Source organism: Burkholderia sp. R-40 (assembly GCF_049942845.1).
Lineage (GTDB): Bacteria > Pseudomonadota > Gammaproteobacteria > Burkholderiales > Burkholderiaceae > Burkholderia > Burkholderia ambifaria.
The window spans coordinates 2,610,711-2,631,165 of record NZ_CP187968.1 but is presented as its reverse complement, the minus strand read 5'-3'; the positions used below and the strand labels follow the sequence as shown (position 1 = coordinate 2,631,165).

Here is a 20,455-nt window from a genome sequence, read left to right as displayed (position 1 = left end):
GTGACCCGCTCAGTCCTGCAGCGCGTCCCACATTTCCTTGTCGCGCTGCGCGGTCCAGATGCGCGGATGCGTGATGCCGCTCGCCTCGTCGAACGCGCGCGACACGTCGAACGGCAGACAGTGCTCGTAGATGAACACGTTGCCGAACTTCGGATCCATCGCTTCGCGCGTGAGCGCCATCGACGCCTTCAGGTCGAGCTTGCGCTCGACGGCCTTGCGACCCTGCGCGAGCAGCGTCGTCACGAAGTCCTTCGTATAGTCGAGGCCCTTGTTCACGTCAGCCGGATTCAGCAGCGCGGGGCCGCGGCCCGGCACGAGCTTTTCCGCGCCGAGCGCGCGCAGCGCCTCGAGCGTGGTCGGCCACTGTTCGAGCTGCGCGTCGCCGCAATAGCAGGCTGCGTCGTATTCGACCAGGTCGCCGGAGAACAGCACCTTCTGCGACGGCAGCCAGACGATCGTGTCGCCCTTCGTATGGCCCGAGCCGACGTGCATGATCTTCACCTCGAGCTTGCCGAGGAACAGCGTGATCTCGCGCTCGAACACGAGCGTCGGCCAGGTCAGGCCCGGCACCGTCTCGACGCCCGCGAACAGGCGCGGGAAGCGCTCGATCTCCGACTTCATGTCGGCCTCGCCGCGCTCGACGATCATTTCATAGGTGCCGCGGCTCGCGATCACGTGCTGCGCGCCTTCGGCGAAATACGCGGACGCGCCGAGCACGCGCACCGCGTGGTAATGCGACAGCACGACGTGCTTGATCGGCTTGTCGGTCACGCTGCGGATCTTCGCGATCAGGTCCTGCGCCATCGCGGGCGTCGCGGTCGTATCGACGATCAGCACGCTGTCGTCGCCGATGATCACGCCCGAGTTCGGGTCGCCTTCGGCGGTATAGGCGTACGCGTTCTCGGACAGCTGCGTCCAGGTGATCTTCTTCACTTCCAGATCGGCTTGCGATGCGAATGCTTTGGCCATGTTGCGTTCCGTGGCTTCGAGCCATGTGTTGAGGGGAGTGAGTGGATCATCGACCTGCATCGATTATTTGTCAATGACAAAGTCGCTTGCTATTGTCCAATACGGGTAAACCTGCGGGCTGGCGCGTCAAATGGCGTCGGATACCATGCGGGGTTTCGTCAACGGAAGAATCATCGCGTGCAGAACCACGAAGTCAGCGCAGACGACGCGCCGCCCAAGGCGCAGCGCGGGATCCAGAGCGTCGAGGTCGGCGGCCGGCTGCTGGACGCGCTCGCGCGCCGGCGCAAGCCGCTCGGGCTGTCGGAGCTGGCGGCCGCGGCCGGATTGTCGACCGCGCAGGCGCATACCTATCTCGTCAGCCTGACGCGGCTCGCGCTCGTGAAACGCGACGCGCTCACCGGCAACTACGAGCCGGGGCCGCTGTCGCTGCGGCTCGGCCTGATGTCGATCGAACGTCAGCCGGCCTATCGTGCGGCGCTGCCGCACGCGGCGCGGCTCGCGGAAGCGGTCGGCCTGAGCGTCGCGTTGTCGGTGCCGGGCGTGCTCGGGCCGACGATCGTGCGCATCGAGCACGGCGGCTATCCGTTGCATGTGAACCTGCACGTCGGCTCGGTGATGTCGCTCGATACGACGGCGACCGGCCGCGTGTTCCGCGCGTTCGGCGACCCCGCGCTGCTGGACGCGATGGCGGCCAGCCAGGCCGGCGCCGGCGACACGCTCGCGGGCGCGGAAGGCGAGCAGCCCACGTCCGATGCCGGCGCGTGGCAGGCCGAGCTCGATGCGATCCGCGCGCGCGGGATCGAGCGCGGCGTGGACCGGCCGAGCCCCGGCGTCAGCGCGATGTGCGTGCCGGTGCTGGACGCGGACGGCCGCCTGCAACTCGCGCTGACGGTGATTGGTTCGACCGGGTCGATCGATGTCGGCTGGGACGGCCCGATCGCGACCGCGTTGCGCGATGCGGCGCGGCAGGCCACCGCGTCGCTCGACGCCGGACGCGACGCGCAGCCGGGCGCGCCGGCCGCGGTTGCGTCCGTGCAGCGCCTGCCGCCCGCGCTCGCCGACGACACGAAAGCCCAGCGCGGCATCAACGCGCTCGACAGCACGGGCGACCTGCTGCTCGCGCTCGTGTCGGCGGGCCGTGCGTTGCCGCTGCGCGATCTCGCGGCGGCGGCCGGCATGCCGGCCGCGAAGGCGTTCCCGCATCTGGTGAGCCTGCAGAAGATCGGCCTGCTGAGCCGCGACGATGCCGGCTGCTTCGGCGGCGGCCCGCTCGGTCAGGCGCTCGGCCTGATCGCGATGCAGCGCGTGTCGCCGACGCGCGATGCCGAAGCGGAGATCGTCGCGCTGGCGGCCGCGACCGACATGAGCGTCGCCGCGGCGACTCTCGGGCCGCTCGGGCCGACCGTGATCCGCCTCGAGGAATCGGCGCGGCCGCAGCATGTGAGCCTGCAGGTCGGCACGGTGATGTCGCTCGTGAATACCGCGATCGGGCGGATCTTCGCGGCCGGCATGTCCGACGACGTGCTGGCCGGCCTCCTGGCCGACGAGCCGGTGCGCCTCGCCGGCCGCGCGATGGAGGTCGACGACGCGTTCCGCGCGCGGCTCGCGACGATCCGCACGGACGAACTCGATTTCGCGTTCGACGCGCCGGTGCCGGGGATCGGGACGATCGCCGCGCCCGTGTTCGATCACACCGGCAGCATCCGGCTCGTGATCGCGATCATCGGCTCGTCGCGCGGCTTCCCGCGCGGGCCGGACAGCGCGCTCGCACATACGCTGCTCGCCGCGACGCGCCGCCTGTCGTGGCGATTCGGGTGGATCGGCGAGTCATCGTCGCCCTGACGTTCCTTCCTCTTCCTCATTGCGAGGCCGTGCTCGCCGCGGCCTCGTCACGTCTGTCCACTGTGTAACGACGATGACGGACGCGGCTCATGTTGCGGAGCAGCAACACAAATTGTCAGTAATTCTCATATAACGAAATCACATTTCACAAAGCGGTGACGTTCCTCTATGATTAGGGTTATCCCTAACTCGCCACCTATACGGGGCTTCGTCATGCAAACGTCTAACATCTCCGATCGTTCCACCCAATCCGCTGGCTGGCTCGCACGTATTGGCGAACTGCTTGCAGAAGCATGGGCACTGCACCTCGAGAACTGCGAAATCATCGCCCAAGCGCACGCACGCCTGCCGCGCTGAACGCCGCGACTGGCCGCCGACCGGCGGCATGATGTCCGGTTGATCCGCTTGCCGGGACGCGCGCCGAAAGGCCGCCGCGTCCGGCATCGGTGTCCCGACGGACATTGTAGAAAGGGCCGAACGGCCCCGATATGCGTGATGCGCTCACGCGATGTGGGCGCTATTGATGCGGATGCCAGTGGCGGTGCCAGTACCGAGCGCGTCGGCACGGAAGATTCGTCCGTTTTTCCGCGCTGCTCGAATTTCCCGCCTCTATCCGGCTCCGGGCCGCGCGCATTGGCCGCGACAGCCCGATTACCGCCCTTCCTCAACGCGATCGCGACCTCATCCTCACGATGACGCGCGGCTCCGTCTTCGCCGTCGTCACACCTGAATCGACGGCACGTCCTTCATGCACCGCAGCGCGAACATCGAGCGGCTGTGGCGAATGCTCGAAATCCGGTACAGCTTCTCGCGCAGGAAGCGCTCGTAGCCAGCCGTCCCGTCCACCGCGACCTTGATCCAGTAGTCGTATTCGCCCGACACCAGGTAGGCCTCGAGCACTTCGGGCAACGCCGCGAGTTCGGCGCCGAAACGCGCGAGCGCGTCGTCTTCGTGGCGATCGAGCGTGACTTCGAGGATCACGATGTCCGCATAGCCGAGCATGCGCTGGTTGACCAGCGCGACATAGCCGTCGATGTAGCCGTCGAGTTCGAGCTGCCGCGTGCGGTTCCAGCATGCGGTGGTCGACATGCCAATCTGTTCGGCCAGTTCGGCGTTCGACAGACGCGCATTTTTTTGCAGTGCACCGAGGATCTTGCGGTCCTGGTTGTCGAGGGTTTTCGGCGTGCGTTCGCGAGTAGCCATGGCGAGAAGAATCTTCTACTTGAAATCCGCATTCTAGCTGAACAGGATTCCGGTTTCGGCTCCGTTTTGCTGGAAAACAGGAAGCCTTTTAACCGGCCGGCTTGATACATTTTCTCCATGCCTGTTGTCCGGCACGCTCCCCGCGACAACCCCTTCGCAGCGGGACGCCTGGCCGCAATCACGAGTTGCGGCGCCGGACATGCAGGCATGCGATTGCCCGCCGCCCGCGCGCCTATCCGGCGGCCGGGCCGGCGCCCGACTCCCCGTTCCCGTCCTTCCCGTCATGTCGTTCAGGCTTTATCTGTCGTTCCTCGCTGCATCCGCCGTCCTCATCTACGCCCCCGGCCCCGTCAACCTTCTCACGATGAACCAGGCGCTGCGCGCCGGCTGGCGCCGTGCGCTGCCCTGCGTGTGGGGCGGCACGCTCGCCGTGCTGCTGCAACTCGCGCTCACCGCGCTGTGCCTGAATTCGCTGGTCCATCTCGACGAGCACGCGCTAACCGTGCTGCGCTGGGCCGGCGCCGCCTACCTCGTGTGGCTCGGCTGCAAGCAATGGCTCAGCCGTGCGCCTGCAACCGCATCCGCCGCACCCGCCGTATCGGCGCAAACCGGCATCGCCGCCACCGACACCGACACCGACACCGGCCGCGCACTGTTCTGGCGCGGCGTCGCGACCTCCGGCCTGAACCCGAAGACGCTGCTGTTCTTCCCGTCGTTCTTTCCGCAGTTCATCGTCCCGAACGCCGACTGGAGCCTGAACGCGCAATTCCTGCTGCTCGCGACGACCTTCGCGCTGCTGTTCGCCGGCGGGGTCGCGTCAATGGCGCTGTTCTCGCACCGGCTGAGCCGGGCGCTGCGGCGGCCGGCACGGATGCGCGCGATGAACCGCGTGACGGGCGGGCTGCTGGTCGGAATGGGCGCGATCATGGTCGGCTGGAACTGAGCGGGCGCGCCGGTGCCGGCCGCTCGACCCACAACCCACGGCCGGTACAATCGCGCGATGTCCGAACTGCTCACCTACGGCGGCCTGTTCGCCGTGTCGATGGTCGCCGCGACCCTGTTGCCGCTCCAGTCCGAAGCCGTGCTTGCCGGCCTGCTGCTCGCCGGGCGCGAGCCGGTGTGGGCGCTGCTGCTCGTCGCGAGCGTCGGCAACGTCGCGGGCTCGGTGATCAACTGGGCGCTCGGCCGCGGCATCGAGCACTTCCGCGACCGCCGCTGGTTTCCGATCAAGCCGGCCGCGCTCGCGCGCGCCGAACGCTGGTACGCGCGCTACGGCCGCTGGTCATTGCTGCTGAGCTGGGCGCCGGTGATCGGCGATCCGCTGACGATGATCGCCGGCGTGCTGCGCGAGCCGCTGCCGGGCTTCCTCGCGATCGTGACGATCGCGAAGGTCGGCCGCTATCTGGCCGTCGCATGGCTCGTGACGCACTGACGTTCGCCGCTCCTTTGCGCGCCGGCCGGGCCGCCATCGACGCCGCCGCACTAAAGATTTCGCGAAAGTTGCCGTATTAAGCAACGACTAGCGGTGACGCGTGCGTTCCGCCCTTTCTCACTCCCCACTCAGGATGCTTCATGAGACTGACCCAATTGGGCCGGGTGAGCGTCGGCGCGCGTCTGGCCGCGCTGGCGTGCGCGCTCGTCGCCCTGCTGTTTACCGTGTTCGCGTGGACGCTCGCCCATTTCGCCGGCCAGCAGCTTGCTGAAGAAGCGCACCTGCGGATCGTCGACAAGGAGCAGTCGATCCGCGCCATGGTCGACCTGTTCGACAAGGCGCTGACCGCCGAGGCCAACCGCTCGATGTCGCTGTTCGCGAGCTTCCTGCCGGCCGATTTCTCGCTCGACCCGGCGCGCACGGTCGACATCGGCGGCGTTCCCGCGCCGACCCTCTTCGCGGGCGGCCAGCCGCTCGACCTCGATTACGCGATTCCCGACCAGTTCCTGAAGAAAAGCGGCGCGATCGCGACGATCTTCGCGCGCGACGGCGACGATTTCGTGCGCATCACGACATCGCTGAAGAAGCAGGACGGCGCACGCGCCGTCGGCACGAAGCTCGACCGCGCCGGCCCCGCGTATGCGCCGCTCGTCGCCGGCCGCAGCTACACGGGCCTCGCGAAGCTGTTCGGCCGGCCGTACATCACGCAGTACAAGCCGGTGACCGACGCAACCGGCCGCGTGATCGGCGCGCTGTTCGTCGGTCTCGACATCGGCACCGAGCTCAAGCTCGTCGAAGACGGCATCCGCTCGCTGAAAATCGGCGACAACGGCTACTACTTCGTGCTCGATGCGTCGCAGGGCCCGTCGCGCGGCACCTTCGTCGTGCACCCCGATGCGGCCGGCCAACCCGCCGACGACACGCGCGCCCCCTATGCACAGATGCTCGCGGCCGGCGAGGGCCGGCTCGCGTACACGTCGACCGACCCGGCCGCGCACGATGGCGGGCCCACCGCGAAATTCGTGTCGTTCACGACGATTCCGCAGTGGCAATGGCTCGTCGGCGGCATCGCGCTCGACGACGAGTTGCTCGCCACCATGCGCGCCACCCGCAACCGCTTCCTGATGATCGGCGCCGTGCTCGTCGCGGCGTTCGCGACGCTGTTCGTCATCGTCGTGCGCCGCCTCGTGAGCCGGCCGCTGGAAGCCGCCGCACGGGCCTCCGAGCGCTATGCGGCGGGCGACCTCAGCGTGCGCATCCGCGACGGCGCGGCCGCGCACGGCAGCGCGGGCAACGACGAGATCGGCCGGCTCGTGCAGGCGGTCGACGGGATCGGCGACGGCCTCGCGCGAATCGTCGCGCAGGTGCGCAACAGCTCGGCCGACATCGCGCACGGCACAGTCGGCATCGCGGCCGGCAGCGGCGACATCGCCGCGCGGATCGCGACGCAGGCGAGCAGCGTCGAACAGACGGCCGCCAGCATGGAGCAGATCACCGCCGCCGTGCAGCAGAGCGCCGAGCATGCGGCGCAAGCCAACGCGCTGGTCGCGGACGCATCGGCCGCCGCGACGAACGGCGACGCCGCGGTACAGCGCGTGGTCGCGACGATGGACGACATCGGCCGCGCGACGCGCCGGATCGCCGAGATCACCGGCGCGATCGAAGGCATCGCGTTCCAGACCAACATCCTGGCGCTGAACGCGGCCGTCGAGGCCGCGCGCGCGGGCGAGCACGGCAAGGGCTTCGCGGTGGTCGCGGCCGAGGTGCGCGCGCTCGCGCAGCGCAGCGCGGCCGCGGTCAAGGAGATCGATGCGCTGAGCACCGAATCGTCGACGACCGTCGAACAGGGTTACCGGATCGCGGACGCCGCGCGCGGCACGATGCGCGACATCGTCGCGCGGGTCGACCAGGTCCGCACGCTGATCGGCGAGATCAGTGCCGCGTCGCGCGAGCAATCGACCGGCATCGAGCAGGTGAACCTGGCCGTCACGCAGATCGGCGAGGCGACCCAGCAGAACGCGACGCTGATTGCGGATGCCGAACGCGCGGCCGTCGCGCTGCGCGACCAGGCCGCGCAACTGTCGGACGCGGTCAGCGTATTCCGGCTCGAACGCGACGCTTGATGGACGCTTGACGGACAACGGGCGATGGACGATCGGCCACCGCGGGTGCCCCGACTACTTCTTGTCCCCCGCCAGATCGATCGCCTTGTCCGATCCCACCTCGTTGCGCAGCTGGAATTTCTGGATCTTGCCGGTCGACGTCTTCGGGAGCTCGCCGAAGCGTACGGCCTTCGGCACCTTGAACCCCGCGAGCAGTTGCTTGCAGTGCGCGACGATCTCCTCCTCGGTCGCGCTCGCGCCTTCGCGCAGCTCGACGAACGCGCACGGCACCTCGCCCCACTTCGGGTCGGGCATCGCCACCACCGCCGCGACCGCGACGGCCGGATGCCGGTACAGCGCATCCTCGACCTCGATGCTCGAGATGTTCTCGCCGCCGGAAATGATGATGTCCTTGCGGCGATCCTTGATGCGGATATAGCCGTCCGGCGTCAGCACGCCGAGATCGCCCGTATGGAACCAGCCGCCGTGGAACGCCTCGTCGGTGGCCTTCGAATTCTTCAGGTAGCCCTTCATGCAGATGTTGCCGCGGAACATGATCTCGCCGAGCGTCTCGCCGTCGGCCGGCACCGGCGCCATCGTGTCCGGGTCGAGCACCGTCGCGCCCGCTTCCAGGTGATAGCGCACACCCTGCCGCGCGTTCAGGCGCGCACGCTCGTCGTCGGGCAGTGCGTCCCAGTGCGCCTGCTTCGCGCACACGGTCGCCGGGCCGTAGACCTCGGTCAGCCCGTACACGTGCAGCAGGTCGAAGCCGATCTCCTTCATCTTCGCGATCACGGCCGGCGCGGGCGCCGCGCCTGCGACCATCGCGTGCACCGTGTGATCGATGCCCGCGCGGAACTCGGCCGGCGCGTTCGCGATCGCGCTCTGCACGATCGGCGCACCGCAGTAATGCGTGATGCGTTCGCTGCGGATCAGGTCGAACACCGTCTTCGCGTCGAACTTGCGCAGGCAGACGTTCACGCCCGCGCGCGCCGCGACGGCCCACGGAAAGCACCAGCCGTTGCAGTGGAACATCGGCAGCGTCCACAGATACACCGCGTGCTTCGGCATGTCCCATTCGAGGATGTTGCTGATCGCCGCGAGATACGCGCCGCGATGGTGATAGACGACGCCCTTCGGGTCGCCCGTCGTGCCGGACGTGTAGTTCAGCGCGATCGCCTCCCATTCGTCGGCGGGCGGCGTCCACGCGTAGTCGGGGTCGCCGCCCGCGACGAACGCTTCGTAGTCGGTCGCGCCCGCGAAGCGCGCGGGGTCGGCCGGCATCGCGTCGGCGACGCTGACGATCTTCAGGCCCGGCACTTCGCGCGCCGCCCGGTGCGCGAGATCCGCGTATTCGGTGTCGACGATCAGCACCTTCGCTTCGCCGTGACGCAGCATGAACAGCACCGACGAGATGTCGAGCCGCGTGTTGATCGTGTTGAGCACGGCGCCGGCCATCGGCACGCCGAAGTGCGCCTCGACCATCGCCGGGATGTTCGGCAGCAGCGCCGCGACCGTGTCGCCGCGCGCGACGCCGGTCTGCGCGAGCGCGCTTGCGAGCTGCTTCGCCCGCGTATGGGTCTCGCCCCACGTGCGCCGCACGTCGCCGTGCACGATCGCAAGGCGCTCGCCGTAGACTTCGGCCGCGCGGACCAGAAAATCGATCGGTGTGAGCGGCACGTAGTTGGCGTCGCGGCGGCCGAGTCCGGCCTCGAACATCTGCGTCATGATCCTGTCTCCCGTTTTCCGTCGATCGGCGCATGCGTCGATGCCGCGGCGCACGCCTCGATCTCGTATCCAGCCGGAGTGCATGCACTCCGATTCGTTTTGATATGGTTCAATTGCCGACAGCCTAACGCGCGCTATTGTGAGCCGTCTGTCATCGAAACGACAGAGTGCGCGTCGAGCGCTGCGCGTTATCCCTATCCTCGCAAACCCGCATCCATGCACGACCCTCTCGTTGCGCCGTCCGACGCGACCGCTATCTCGGCCCACCCGTCGGCCAATCCGCCGGCCGACACGCCGCTCGAACCCGACCCATTGCCCGCGCTTCCCGCGCTGTCCGCGCTGTTCGGTCAGTGCGCGTGGTTCCGCGCGCTGGCGCCGGAACACCAGGCGCTCGTGCTCGCGCAGTCGCGCGCCGAGCAGCGCGAGGCCGGCGACGTGATCGCGCAGCGGCTCGCGCCGTCCGAGTACTGGATCGGCGTGCATCGCGGGTTGCTGAAACTCGCGATCTTCAACGCGTCGGGCCGTGGCTGCACGTTTTCCGGCGTGCCGTCGGGCGGCTGGTTCGGCGAAGGCAGCGTGATCAAGCGCGAGCTGCGCAAGTACGAAGTCGTCGCGGTCCAGCGCTCGACCGTGCTGTTCGTGCCGGTCGACACGTTCCATGCGCTGCTCGACACGAGCCTGCCGTTCACGCGCTTCGTGATCCATCAGCTCAACAACCGGATGGGCGAATTCATCGCATCGATCCAGAACAGCCGCCTGCTCGACGTCGACGCGCGCGTCGCCCAGGCGCTCGCGCAGCTGTTCAACCGCGACCTGTACCCGGACACCGGCCCGTCGCTCGCGATCTCGCAGGAGGAACTGGGGATGCTCGTCGGCGTGTCGCGGCAGCGGATCAACCAGGCGCTGCAGCAACTCGAGAAGCGCGGCGTGCTGCGGCTCGCGTACAACCAGATCGAGGTCGTCGATCTGGCCGCGCTCGCGCGGGTCGGGATGGAACAGATCTGAGCGAGCCTGATGAACCGAATCGCCGCCGGCGCGGCATGCGCATCCGGTTCGGCAGCCGTTTCGGGGCACTGGCGTGCGCGCGCATTTCGTCCGATGAATCGGCTCGTCAGCGCCGCGCCGCAACCTGACACCTTCGCCAGTTTCGCGTCAGTAACCCGTTCAGCCCCGACGCCTATCATTCGGGTTCCCTTCATCGACGCCTGATCACCGCCTGTCCCGCCGCCTCCATGTGGATCGTCAATCTCGCGCTCAGGCGCCCCTACACGTTCATCGTGATGGCCGTCATGATCGTGCTGGCCACCCCGCTTGCGCTGATGCGCACGCCGGTCGACGTGCTGCCTGCGGTCAACATCCCCGTGATCAGCGTGATCTGGAATTACAACGGCTTCTCCGCGTCGGAGATGACCAATCGCATCACGGCCGTGCATGAGCGGATCCTGACGACGACCGTCAACAACATCGAGCACATCGAGTCGACGTCGCTGCCCGGCATCGCGGTCGTGAAAGTGTTCCTGCAACCCGGCGCGAACGTGCAGACGGCCATCGCGCAGACGGTCTCGTCCGCGCAGGCGATCGTCCGCCAGATGCCGCAGGGGGCAACGCCGCCGCTCGTGATCACGTATTCCGCATCGAGCATTCCGGTGATTCAGCTCGGGCTGTCGAGCAAGACGCTCAGCGAACAGCAACTCGACGACCTCGCGAACAACTTCATCCGCCCGCAACTGATCACGGTGCGCGGCGCACAGATTCCGTTCCCGTATGGCGGCCGCACGCGCGTGGTCGCGATCGACCTCGATCCGCAGGCGCTGCTCGCGAAGGGCCTCACGCCGGCCGACATCGTCAACGCGGTCAACACGCAGAACCTCGTGCTGCCGACCGGCACCGCGAAGATGGGCAGGTGCGAGTACCGCATCCACATCAACGCGTCAGCTGAGACGATCGCCCAGCTCAACACCCTGCCGATCCAGACCGTCAACGGCGCGACGACCTACCTGCGCGAAGTCGCGTCGGTGCGCGACGGCTTCGCGCCGCAGACCAACGTCGTGCGCCAGAACGGCCAGCGCGGCGTGCTGATGTCGATCCTGAAGACCGGCGACGCGTCGACGCTGAAGGTCGTGTCGGATCTGAAGGCACTGCTGCCGAAGGTAATCCCGACGCTGCCCGAAGGGCTCACGATCACGCCGCTGTTCGACCAGTCGGTGTTCGTCAATGCCGCGGTGCAGGGCGTGATCCACGAGGCGCTGATCGCCGCCGTGCTGACCGCGATGATGATCCTGCTGTTCCTCGGCAACTGGCGCAGCACGCTGATCATCGCGATCTCGATCCCGCTGTCGATCTTCACGTCGCTGATCGCGCTGTCGGCGCTCGGCGAGACCATCAACATCATGACGCTCGGCGGGCTCGCGCTCGCGGTGGGGATCCTGGTCGACGACGCGACCGTCACGATCGAGAACATCGAGCGGCATCTGCATCTCGGTACCAGCTTGCACGACGCGATTCTCGAAGGCGCCGGTGAGATCGCGGTGCCCGCGTTCGTGTCGACGCTGTGCATCTGCATCGTGTTCGTGCCGATGTTCTTCCTGACGGGCGTCGCGCGCTTCCTGTTCGTGCCGCTCGCCGAGGCGGTGGTGTTCGCGATGCTCGCGTCCTACGTGCTGTCGCGCACGCTCGTGCCGACGCTCGCGATGCTGCTGTTCCGCCCGCAGCAGGCCGGCACGGGCCCCGATCGTTCGACGTCGCGCTTCGCGCGCATCCATCACGCATTCAACGGTGCGTTCGAGCGGCTGCGCGCGTGGTACATCGTGCTGCTCAGCATGCTGCTGGTGCGCCGCCGCTTCTACGCGATGTGCTTCCTCGGTTTCTGCGTGCTGTCGACCGGCCTCGTGTTCGTGCTCGGCCGCGACTTCTTCCCGAACGCCGATTCCGGCAACATCCGGCTGCACCTGCGCGCGCCCACCGGCTACCGGATCGAGGAAACCGCTCGCCTCACCGACCAGGTCGAGCGCGTGATCCGCGAAGCCGTGCCGCCCGACGAGCTGGGTGCGATCGTCGACAACCTCGGGCTGCCGGTGAGCGGCATCAACCTGTCGTACAGCAACAGCGGCACGATCGGCTCGCTCGACGGCGAACTGCTGATCGCGCTGAAGCCCGGCCATCGCGCGACCGCGCACTACGTGCAGACGCTGCGCACGCTGCTGCCGCGGCGCTTCCCCGGCGTCGAATTCTTCTTCCAGCCGTCGGACATCATCACGCAGATCCTGAACTTCGGTCAGCCGGCCGCGATCGACGTGCAGGTGGTCGGCAACAATCTGGCGAGTAACCGGGCTATGGCGAGCAGCTTGATGAAGCAGATCAGGCGAATCCCCGGCGCCGTCGACGTGCACGTGCTGCAGCGCAACGACGAACCGACCCTGGTGGCCGACATGGACCGTACGCGCATGCAGCAGCTCAGCCTCTCCGCGCAGAACGTCGCGCAGAACATGCTGATCTCGCTGTCCGGCAGTTCCCAGACGACGCCGTCGTTCTGGCTCAATCCGCGCACGGGCGTCCAGTACCCGCTGCAGATCCAGACCCCGCAATACAACATCTCGTCGATCAACGACCTGCTCGGCACGCCCATTTCCGCGAGCGGCCGCACCGGCATGCTGCCGCAACTGCTCGGCAACCTCGTGCGCGTCCATCCCGTCGCGAGTCCGGCCGTGGTCACGCACTACAACATCCGCCCGGCGATCGACCTGTACGTGAGCGTCGAGGGCCGCGATCTCGGCTCGGTCGCGGGCGAAATCGACCGGATCGTGTCCGACGCGCGCGCGACGCTGCCGCGCGGCACCGAGCTGTCGGTGCGCGGCCAGGTCGAGACGATGCGCACGTCGTATCTCGGCCTCGGCGCCGGCGTGGCGATGGCTATCGTGCTCGTCTACCTGCTGATCGTCGTGAATTTCCAGTCGTGGCTCGACCCGCTGATCATCATCAGCGCGATGCCGGCCGCGCTTGCCGGCATCGCGTGGATGCTGTTCATCACCGGCACGCACCTGAGCGTGCCCGCGCTGACTGGCGCGATCATGACGGTGGGCGTCGCGACCGCGAACAGCATCCTGGTCGTGTCGTTCGCGCGCCAGCGTCTCGCGGCTGGCGCGCCGCCGCTCACGGCCGCGCTGGAGGCCGGCGCGACGCGGATTCGCCCGGTGCTGATGACGGCGCTCGCGATGATCATCGGGATGGTGCCGATGGCGCTCGGGCTCGGCGAAGGCGCCGAGCAGAACGCGCCGCTCGGCCGCGCGGTGATCGGCGGGCTGCTGTTCGCCACCGTTTCGACGCTGCTGTTCGTGCCGCTCGTGTTCGGCGGCGTGCATGCGCGGCTGGCCCGCCGGCGCGCGCGCCAGGCCGGACACTGACTTTCGCCCACCCTCTACCCGGTTGGATTGGTTGAATTCATGGAAGAGAAACATCACAGCTCCGTCGGCATCCAGGTGGACGAACACGGCATGCACCTGCCGACGCGCACGTCGGTGTCGCGGCGCGCGCGGGTCGTGCTGATCGTGATCGGCGTGCTGCTGGCCGCGGGCGCCGCGCGCACGATCGTCGTCAACGTGTTGAACCGCGGCCGGCTCGACGCGGTGGCCGAGCAGAACACGCGCCAGTACGTGAGCATCGTGCATCCGGTCGATGCGGCCAGCGGCGGCAAGCTGACGCTGCCCGGCACGCTGCGCGGCTTCGTCGAGGCGCCGATCTATGCGCGTGCGAGCGGCTACGTGCTGCGCTGGCAGGCCGACATCGGCGCGCACGTGAAGCAGGGCCAAGTGCTTGCCGAGCTCGACACACCCGAGCTGAACCAGGAGCTCGCGCAGGCCACCGCACAGCGCCAGCAGGCGCAGGCCGCGCTCGCGCTCGCGAAGACGTCGTTCGACCGCGCGCAGCAGCTGCGCCAGCGCGATGCGGTGTCGCAGCAGGAACTCGACGACCGCCAGGGCGCGTTCAACCAGGGCACCGCGAACCTCGCGGCGGCCGATGCGAACATGCGCCGGCTCACCGAACTGAAGGGCTTCCAGCGCATCGTCGCGCCGATCGACGGGGTCGTCACGCAGCGCAACGTCGACGTCGGCGACCTCGTCAATTCCGGCAACGCCGGCCGCTCGCTGTTCACGGTCGTGCAGGCCGACCGGCTGCGCCTGTACGTGCAGGTGCCGCAGGCCTACGCGCAGCAGGTGAAGGTCGGCCAGCACGTGGGCGTCGCGCAGGCCGAACTGCCCGGCCACATCTTCGACGGCACGATCACGCGCACGTCGCAGGCGATCGATGTCGCGACGCGTTCGCTGCAGATCGAGATCACGCTGCCGAACCCCGACGGCCGGCTGCTGCCCGGCGCGTACGTGCAGGCGACGCTGCCGATGACGCCGGTCGGCCGCCTGCAGATTCCGGCCAATACGCTGCTGTTCCGTGCCGAGGGGCCGACGGTCGCGACCGTCGACGCGAACGGCCAGGTGCGCCTGAAGGCGGTGACGGTCGTGCGCACGATCGGGCAGACGCTCGAAGTCGACGGCCCGCTCACGCCGAACGACCGCCTCGTCGCGAACCCGAGCGACGCGCTCGCGAACGGCGACCCGGTCGTCGTGCAGGCGCCGCCCGCCGCGAAGCCGGCCTCCGCGGCCGCGGGAGCGAAGTCGTGAGCGCGATGCGCGCCCGCGTGCGCCCGCCAGCCACCGTGAGCGCCGTGACCGCCGTGGCCGCTGTCGCGCTCGCGGCGCTCGCCGGTTGCACGGTCGGCCCCGACTACCGGCGCCCTGCCGTCGACACGCCGGCCGCGTGGCGGCTCGACCCGGCCGACGCGTACTGGCACCCGGCCGCGCCGGCCCGTGCGCCGCTCGATCCGGCGTGGTGGACCGCGTTCGGCGACGCGCAGCTCGACGCACTGGAAGCCGACGCGCTGCGCAACAACCAGAGCCTGAAGGCCGTCGCCGCGCGCTACGACCAGGCGAAGGCCACGCTCGCGTCGGTCGCGTCCGCGCAGTATCCGGCCGTCGGGCTGAACGCGAGCGGCCAGCGCTTCAAGATCTCCGCCGACCGGCCGCAGACCAATTACGCGACGAAAAGCATGTCGACCGTGCAGAACGAGATCCAGGTCGGTGCGAGCGTCAGCTACGAACTCGACCTGTTCGGCCGCGTGCGGCGCAGCGTCGAATCCGCGCAGGCCGGCTCCGAGCAGGCACGCGACGATTTCGCGAACGCGCGCGTCGTGCTGAGCGCCGATCTCGCGTCGAGCTACTTCGCGCTGCGCGAGCTCGACACCGAGATCGACGTCGTCAAGCGCTCGATCGACCTTCAGCAGAAGGCGCTCGACTACGTGAGCGCGCGCCACGACCTCGGCGCGGTGTCCGGCCTCGACCTGCTGCAGCAACGCTCGCAGCTCGATGCAACGCGCACGCAGGCGCAGTTGCTGATCCAGCAGCGCGCGCAGGTCGAGACGGCGATCGCCACGCTGGTCGGCACGCCGGCCCCGGCGTTCTCGCTGCCGCCGCGCGTGGTGCCGATCAACGCGCCCGCGCTGCCGACCGGGATGCCGAGCGACCTGCTGCAGCGGCGGCCCGACGTCGCGTCGGCCGAGCGCGCGATGGCCGCCGCGAACGCGCAGATCGGCGTCGCGCGCGCCGCGTACTTCCCGCGCATCGCGCTGTCGCCGGACATCGGCTGGGACGCGACGCGCTTCTCCGGCCTGTTTACCGTGCCGGCGCTGCTGTGGTCGCTCGGCGCGTCGGTCAGTCAGCCGCTGTTCGAAGGCGGCAAGCTGAAGGCCGGCGTCGATTTCGCGCAGGCCGGCTACGTGGCCGCGCAGGCCAGTTACCGGCAGACCGTGCTCACCGCGTTCCAGGAGGTGCAGAATGCGGTGACGGGCCTGTCGGTGCTGGCGCAGGCCGCGCAGCAGGCGTCGGCGGCCGTCGACGACGCGCGCAAGCTCGTGTCGCTCGCGCAGGACCGCTATACGGGCGGCCTGACGCCGTTCATCGACGTGCTGACGGCCCAGCAGCAGCTACTGACGAGCGAGCGCCAGGCCGTGCAGATTCAGGGCCAGCGCGCGGCGCTCGTCGTGTTTCTCGCGAAGGCGCTCGGCGGCGGATGGGATGGCGGCGCGACGGACGCCGCGACGCCCACCGATGTCGCGACAGCCAGCCCGCCGCCCGCCGCGAGCGTCGGCCCCTAACCCCCGATAGGCGAACGAATCCATGAAAGTGCTGATCGTCGAAGACGAACCGAAAGTCGTCGAATACCTGAAGAGCGGCCTGACCGAGGAAGGCTGGGTCGTCGATACCGCGCTCGACGGCGAGGACGGCGCGTGGAAGGCCATCGAATTCGACTACGACGTGGTCGTGCTCGACGTGATGCTGCCGAAACTCGACGGCTTCGGCGTGCTGCGCGCGTTGCGCGCGCAGAAGCAGACGCCCGTGATCATGCTGACGGCGCGCGACCGCGTCGACGACCGCGTGCGCGGGCTGCGCGGCGGCGCCGACGACTACCTGACCAAGCCCTTCTCGTTCCTCGAGCTGATCGAGCGGCTGCGCGCGCTCACGCGCCGCGCGCGCGTGCAGGAATCGACGCTGATCTCGATCGGCGACCTGCGCGTCGACCTGATCGGCCGCCGCGCGACCCGCGACGGCACGCGCCTCGACCTCACCGCGCAGGAATTCCAGCTGCTCGGCGTGCTCGCGCGGCGCAGCGGCGAGGTGCTGTCGAAAACGACGATCGCCGAGCTCGTGTGGGACGTGAATTTCGACAGCAACGCGAACGTCGTCGAGACGGCGATCAAGCGCCTGCGCGCAAAGCTCGACGGCCCGTTCGCGGAGAAACTGCTGCACACGATCCGCGGCATGGGCTATGTGCTCGAGGCGCGCGAGGAAGGCGACGCGGAGCGGCACGCATGAAACGCTCGATCACCCTGCGGCTGTCGGCGATGTTCGGCATTGTGTCGCTGCTCGTGTTCACGCTGGTCGGCTGCGGGCTGTTCGTGATGATGGAGCGCCAGCTGTTCGCCGAGCTGCGCGCGACGATCGACACGCGCGCGAAGGTCGCGCAGATGATCGTGTCGCACGCGACCACCGCCGCGCGCGGCCGCCTGATGCAGGAAAAGCTCGCCGATCTCGAACCGCCCGACGGCTCGACGCGCTACCAGATCGAGAGCCCCGACGCCGACTTCCGCTTCGGCCATCCAGTCGACGGCGTGCCCGTCGGCGAGCCGTTCGGTGCGTTCCAGCAGTACGCGCTCAACGACAGCAGCTACGACGTGATGACGAAGACCGTCGCGATTGCCGGCAGCGGCGAGCGGCCCGACCTGAAGCTGATCGTCGCGACGTCGTGCGAGCGCACGCAGCGGATGCTGCGCCGGTTCGCGTGGACGCTCGCCGCGCTGATCGCGACGGCCACCGTGCTCACGCTGCTGCTGAGCCGCGCGGTCGCGCGCTTCGGGCTCGCACCGCTCGAACGGCTGTCGCAGGACGCCGCCGCCATCAGCGCCACCAATCGCCGGCAGCGGCTGCACACCGACGCGCTGCCGACCGAGCTGCGTGATCTCGCCGCGTCGTTCAACGGCGCGCTCGAGCGCATCCAGCAGACCTACGCGCGGCTCGAGGCGTTCAACGCGGACGTCGCGCACGAGCTGCGCACGCCGATCAGCATCCTGATCGGCCAGACCCAGGTCGCGCTGACGAGCCGCGACCGTTCCGTCGACCGGATGCGCCAGACGCTGCAGTCGAACCTCGAAGAGTTCGAACGGTTGCGCGTGATCATCAACGACATGCTGTTCCTGTCGCGCAGCGATCGCGGCGAACGCGCGACCGACCTGAAGCACGTGTCGCTCGCCGACGAAGTGCGGCGCATGCTCGACTTCCTCGAAATTCCGCTCGACGAAGCGCAATTGCGCGCCGAACTGCACGGCGATGCGCGCGCGGCGGTCGACCCGTCGCTGTTCCGCCGCGCGATGACGAACCTGCTGATCAACGCGATCCAGCATTCGGCGCCCGGCGCGACGCTGAACGTGACGATCACGCGCCGCGACACGCTCGTCGACGTGTCCGTCGCGAACCCCGGCGAGCCGATCGATCCCGCGCAGCGCGCGCACGTGTTCGAGCGCTTCTACCGGCTCGAGGAAGCGCGCGCGAACAGCAAGGAGAACCACGGGCTGGGGCTGTCGATCGTCAAAGCAGTCGCGGAGATGCACGGCGGCGGCGTGTTCGTCGCGTGTTCGGACGGCATCAATACGTTCGGCTTCTCGGTGTCGACGCAACCATGCAGCGGCGACCCGCTGCCCGCGCCCGATGCCGGCAACCCGCACCCGCTGCAGCCGGCGCCCGCCCCCCGCGCATTGCATTAACGGCGGCTGCGCCGCCGAGGGCAGTTTTCTTCAATACGGACCCACGCGGCTTCGTTAGTCTCGATGCGACTTTGACATTCGCATGGAGGCAACGGATGAGCATGCTGGTTTCGATGGCCGCGTTCGCGCTGGCGTCGTCGATCACACCCGGTCCCGTCAATATCGTCGCGCTCAGCGCGGGCGCGCGCCACGGTCTCGGCGCAAGCCTGCGCTATGCGGCCGGCGCGACGCTGGGCTTCGTCGCGCTGTTCCTGCTGATCGGCCTCGGGCTGCACGCGGCGCTCGCGCGCTGGCCGATGCTGACCACCGCCACCCAGTGGGCGGGGATCGCGTTCCTGCTTTACCTTGCGCTGCGGCTTGCGCTCGACGACGGGCGGCTATCAGCCAACCCGGCCGACCCGGACGCACCGAACTTGGCCGGCCCGTCGGCCGCGGCCGGTGCGGCGATGCAGTGGCTCAATCCGAAGGCATGGCTCGCGTGCGTGGCCGCGATGGGCGCGTATGCGGCCGACGGCGACCGCGCGCAGGTCTGGCAATTCGCGGCGCTGTATCTGGTGATCTGCTTTGCGTCGATCGCGTGCTGGGCGTATGCGGGCGCGTCGCTGCGGCATCGACTCGCGAATGCGCGGCGGATGCGGCTGTTCAACCGCGCGATGGCACTGCTGCTCGCGGGCAGCGCGCTTTATCTGCTCGATATCTAGCGCGGGCGCTTCGACGTGTTTTTGCGGCGGATGGGGTGCGGATGACCGATGTTGCAGGCCGTCGCCGTCGCTGGCAGCGGGCCGCCCTTCCCGCGCTCAACTCGCGGCGCTTCGATATTGTCCGGGCGTGGCGGCCGCGATGCGCCGGAACGCGCGCTGGAAGTGCGCCTGGTCCGCGAAGCCGGCATCGAGCGCGACGTCGGCGATCGGCCGGCCGCGGCGCAGCTCCGCACGGCCGTACTGCACGCGGCGATCGATCAGGAACGCATGCGGCGTCATGCCGTAACGCGCGTTGAACGCGCGGATCAGGTAGGACGGCGACAGGTCGGCGGCCGCGCAGATCGCATCGAGCGTGACGGCCTGACGGCAATGCGCGGCGATGTAGTCGGCCGCCCGCACGAGCTTCGCATTGTCGGCCCCGCGCCGCGCGTCGTCGGGCAGTTCGCGATCGAGCGCACCATGCAGCCCGGTGAAGAATTCGACCGCCGCGCTTTCCTTGCCGAGCGGATCGACGCCGGGCGCCACGAGCGTGCGGTAAAAGCGGCCGAACTGTGCGAACAGGTCGCGCCGTTCCGTCAATTTCGGCGAAAACCCGTGAAAATCGCGGTTCGGATCACGCCCGAGCGAATGCTGCAGACGCGCGAGCCACGGCACGTCCACGTAGACCATTCGGTACGCCCATGCGTCGGGGCCGTACGGATTGCACGCATGTACCTGCTCCGGATCGATGATCACGAGCACGCCGCGCCCGACGTGTTCCTTCGTCGCCCCGTTCAGATAGGTGCTCGTGCCGCCGACGATCGCGCCGAGCGAAAACGTGTCGTGCGTGTGCTTCGCGTAGCAGATCGTGCGCCCGTCGTCGACGGTGCGCGCCTCGATGAACGGCAGCGCGGCGTCGCGCCAGAACGGCGACGGCACGGCGACAGTGTTGGCGGAACGGCTCACGCAGCGGGCTCCCGGTTCGGACGGCGAACGCACACCGTACAAGACTGTGCGGCGCGATGCAACCGCGAGCCGACGCATCGCGGCCGGATCGCCTAAGCTTTGAATTCCGACCGCCGCGGCGGACGCGGCGGGTTCCGTTCCCTCTTTCAACCTCTTCCAACCGGAACGC

15 protein-coding genes are annotated in these 20,455 nt (G+C 68.7%); 11 read left to right on the top strand and 4 right to left on the bottom strand.

The features are described from left to right. Positions 1-9: 9 nt before the first annotated feature. Complete coding sequence (locus tag ACP26O_RS28100; RefSeq protein WP_105832838.1) at positions 10-969, bottom strand: MBL fold metallo-hydrolase; 960 nt, start codon at positions 967-969, stop codon at positions 10-12. Between the two features lie 177 nt (positions 970-1,146). Between ACP26O_RS28100 and ACP26O_RS28095 the strand changes: the two genes are divergently transcribed. After that, positions 1,147-2,811: an IclR family transcriptional regulator gene (locus tag ACP26O_RS28095; protein WP_175662824.1), complete on the top strand. Its 1,665-nt coding sequence runs from the start codon at positions 1,147-1,149 to the stop codon at positions 2,809-2,811. Between the two features lie 720 nt (positions 2,812-3,531). On the opposite strand, the gene ACP26O_RS28090 is transcribed toward ACP26O_RS28095, so the two are convergent. Then, entirely contained in the window at positions 3,532-4,014 is a 483-nt protein-coding gene (locus tag ACP26O_RS28090; protein WP_006755380.1) for an Lrp/AsnC family transcriptional regulator, read from the bottom strand. 283 nt (positions 4,015-4,297) lie between these two features. On the opposite strand from ACP26O_RS28090, the gene ACP26O_RS28085 reads away from it, so the two are divergent. From ACP26O_RS28085 to ACP26O_RS28075, 3 genes are all read left to right on the top strand, one after another. After that, positions 4,298-4,957: a LysE family translocator gene (locus tag ACP26O_RS28085; protein ID WP_175662825.1), complete on the top strand. Its 660-nt coding sequence runs from the start codon at positions 4,298-4,300 to the stop codon at positions 4,955-4,957. A 57-nt stretch (positions 4,958-5,014) separates the two neighbouring features. Then, positions 5,015-5,446 carry a YqaA family protein gene (locus ACP26O_RS28080; protein ID WP_006755377.1) on the top strand — a complete coding sequence of 144 codons (432 nt, stop codon included), beginning with the start codon at positions 5,015-5,017 and terminating at the stop codon, positions 5,444-5,446. Between the two features lie 140 nt (positions 5,447-5,586). Further along, positions 5,587-7,569: a methyl-accepting chemotaxis protein gene (locus ACP26O_RS28075; protein ID WP_175662826.1), complete on the top strand. Its 1,983-nt coding sequence runs from the start codon at positions 5,587-5,589 to the stop codon at positions 7,567-7,569. A gap of 54 nt (positions 7,570-7,623) precedes the next feature. Here the strand turns inward: ACP26O_RS28075 and ACP26O_RS28070 are convergent, their stop codons facing one another. After that, positions 7,624-9,276, bottom strand: a complete 1,653-nt coding sequence (locus ACP26O_RS28070) for an acyl-CoA synthetase (protein ID WP_175662827.1) — start codon at positions 9,274-9,276, stop codon at positions 7,624-7,626. Positions 9,277-9,492: 216 nt separating this feature from the next. Here ACP26O_RS28070 and ACP26O_RS28065 point away from each other — a divergent pair, with 216 nt between their 5' ends. From ACP26O_RS28065 to ACP26O_RS28035, 7 genes are all read left to right on the top strand, one after another. After that, a complete protein-coding gene (locus tag ACP26O_RS28065) occupies positions 9,493-10,281 on the top strand; it encodes a Crp/Fnr family transcriptional regulator (RefSeq protein ID WP_175662828.1) in 789 nt (262 codons plus the stop codon). A 227-nt stretch (positions 10,282-10,508) separates the two neighbouring features. After that, positions 10,509-13,676, top strand: coding sequence for an efflux RND transporter permease subunit (locus ACP26O_RS28060; RefSeq protein ID WP_426356347.1), 3,168 nt, complete (start codon positions 10,509-10,511; stop codon positions 13,674-13,676). A gap of 39 nt (positions 13,677-13,715) precedes the next feature. Further along, a complete protein-coding gene (locus ACP26O_RS28055) occupies positions 13,716-14,948 on the top strand; it encodes an efflux RND transporter periplasmic adaptor subunit (RefSeq protein ID WP_175662830.1) in 1,233 nt (410 codons plus the stop codon). Positions 14,949-14,953: 5 nt separating this feature from the next. Further along, complete coding sequence (locus tag ACP26O_RS28050) at positions 14,954-16,477, top strand: efflux transporter outer membrane subunit (RefSeq protein ID WP_175701233.1); 1,524 nt, start codon at positions 14,954-14,956, stop codon at positions 16,475-16,477. 22 nt (positions 16,478-16,499) lie between these two features. Then, positions 16,500-17,195 (top strand): heavy metal response regulator transcription factor, encoded by a 696-nt coding sequence (locus ACP26O_RS28045; RefSeq protein WP_006755759.1) that lies wholly within the window; start codon positions 16,500-16,502, stop codon positions 17,193-17,195. Continuing rightward, on the top strand, positions 17,192-18,640 hold the full coding sequence (locus ACP26O_RS28040; RefSeq protein ID WP_175662831.1) for a heavy metal sensor histidine kinase: 1,449 nt from the start codon (positions 17,192-17,194) through the stop codon (positions 18,638-18,640). Before ACP26O_RS28045 ends, ACP26O_RS28040 begins: the two co-directional genes overlap by 4 nt. 95 nt (positions 18,641-18,735) lie before the next feature. After that, positions 18,736-19,341, top strand: a complete 606-nt coding sequence (locus ACP26O_RS28035; RefSeq protein WP_175662832.1) for a LysE family translocator — start codon at positions 18,736-18,738, stop codon at positions 19,339-19,341. A gap of 96 nt (positions 19,342-19,437) precedes the next feature. On the opposite strand, the gene ACP26O_RS28030 is transcribed toward ACP26O_RS28035, so the two are convergent. Next, positions 19,438-20,286, bottom strand: coding sequence for an AraC family transcriptional regulator (locus ACP26O_RS28030; RefSeq protein WP_175662833.1), 849 nt, complete (start codon positions 20,284-20,286; stop codon positions 19,438-19,440). Between the last annotated feature and the right edge of the window lie 169 nt (positions 20,287-20,455).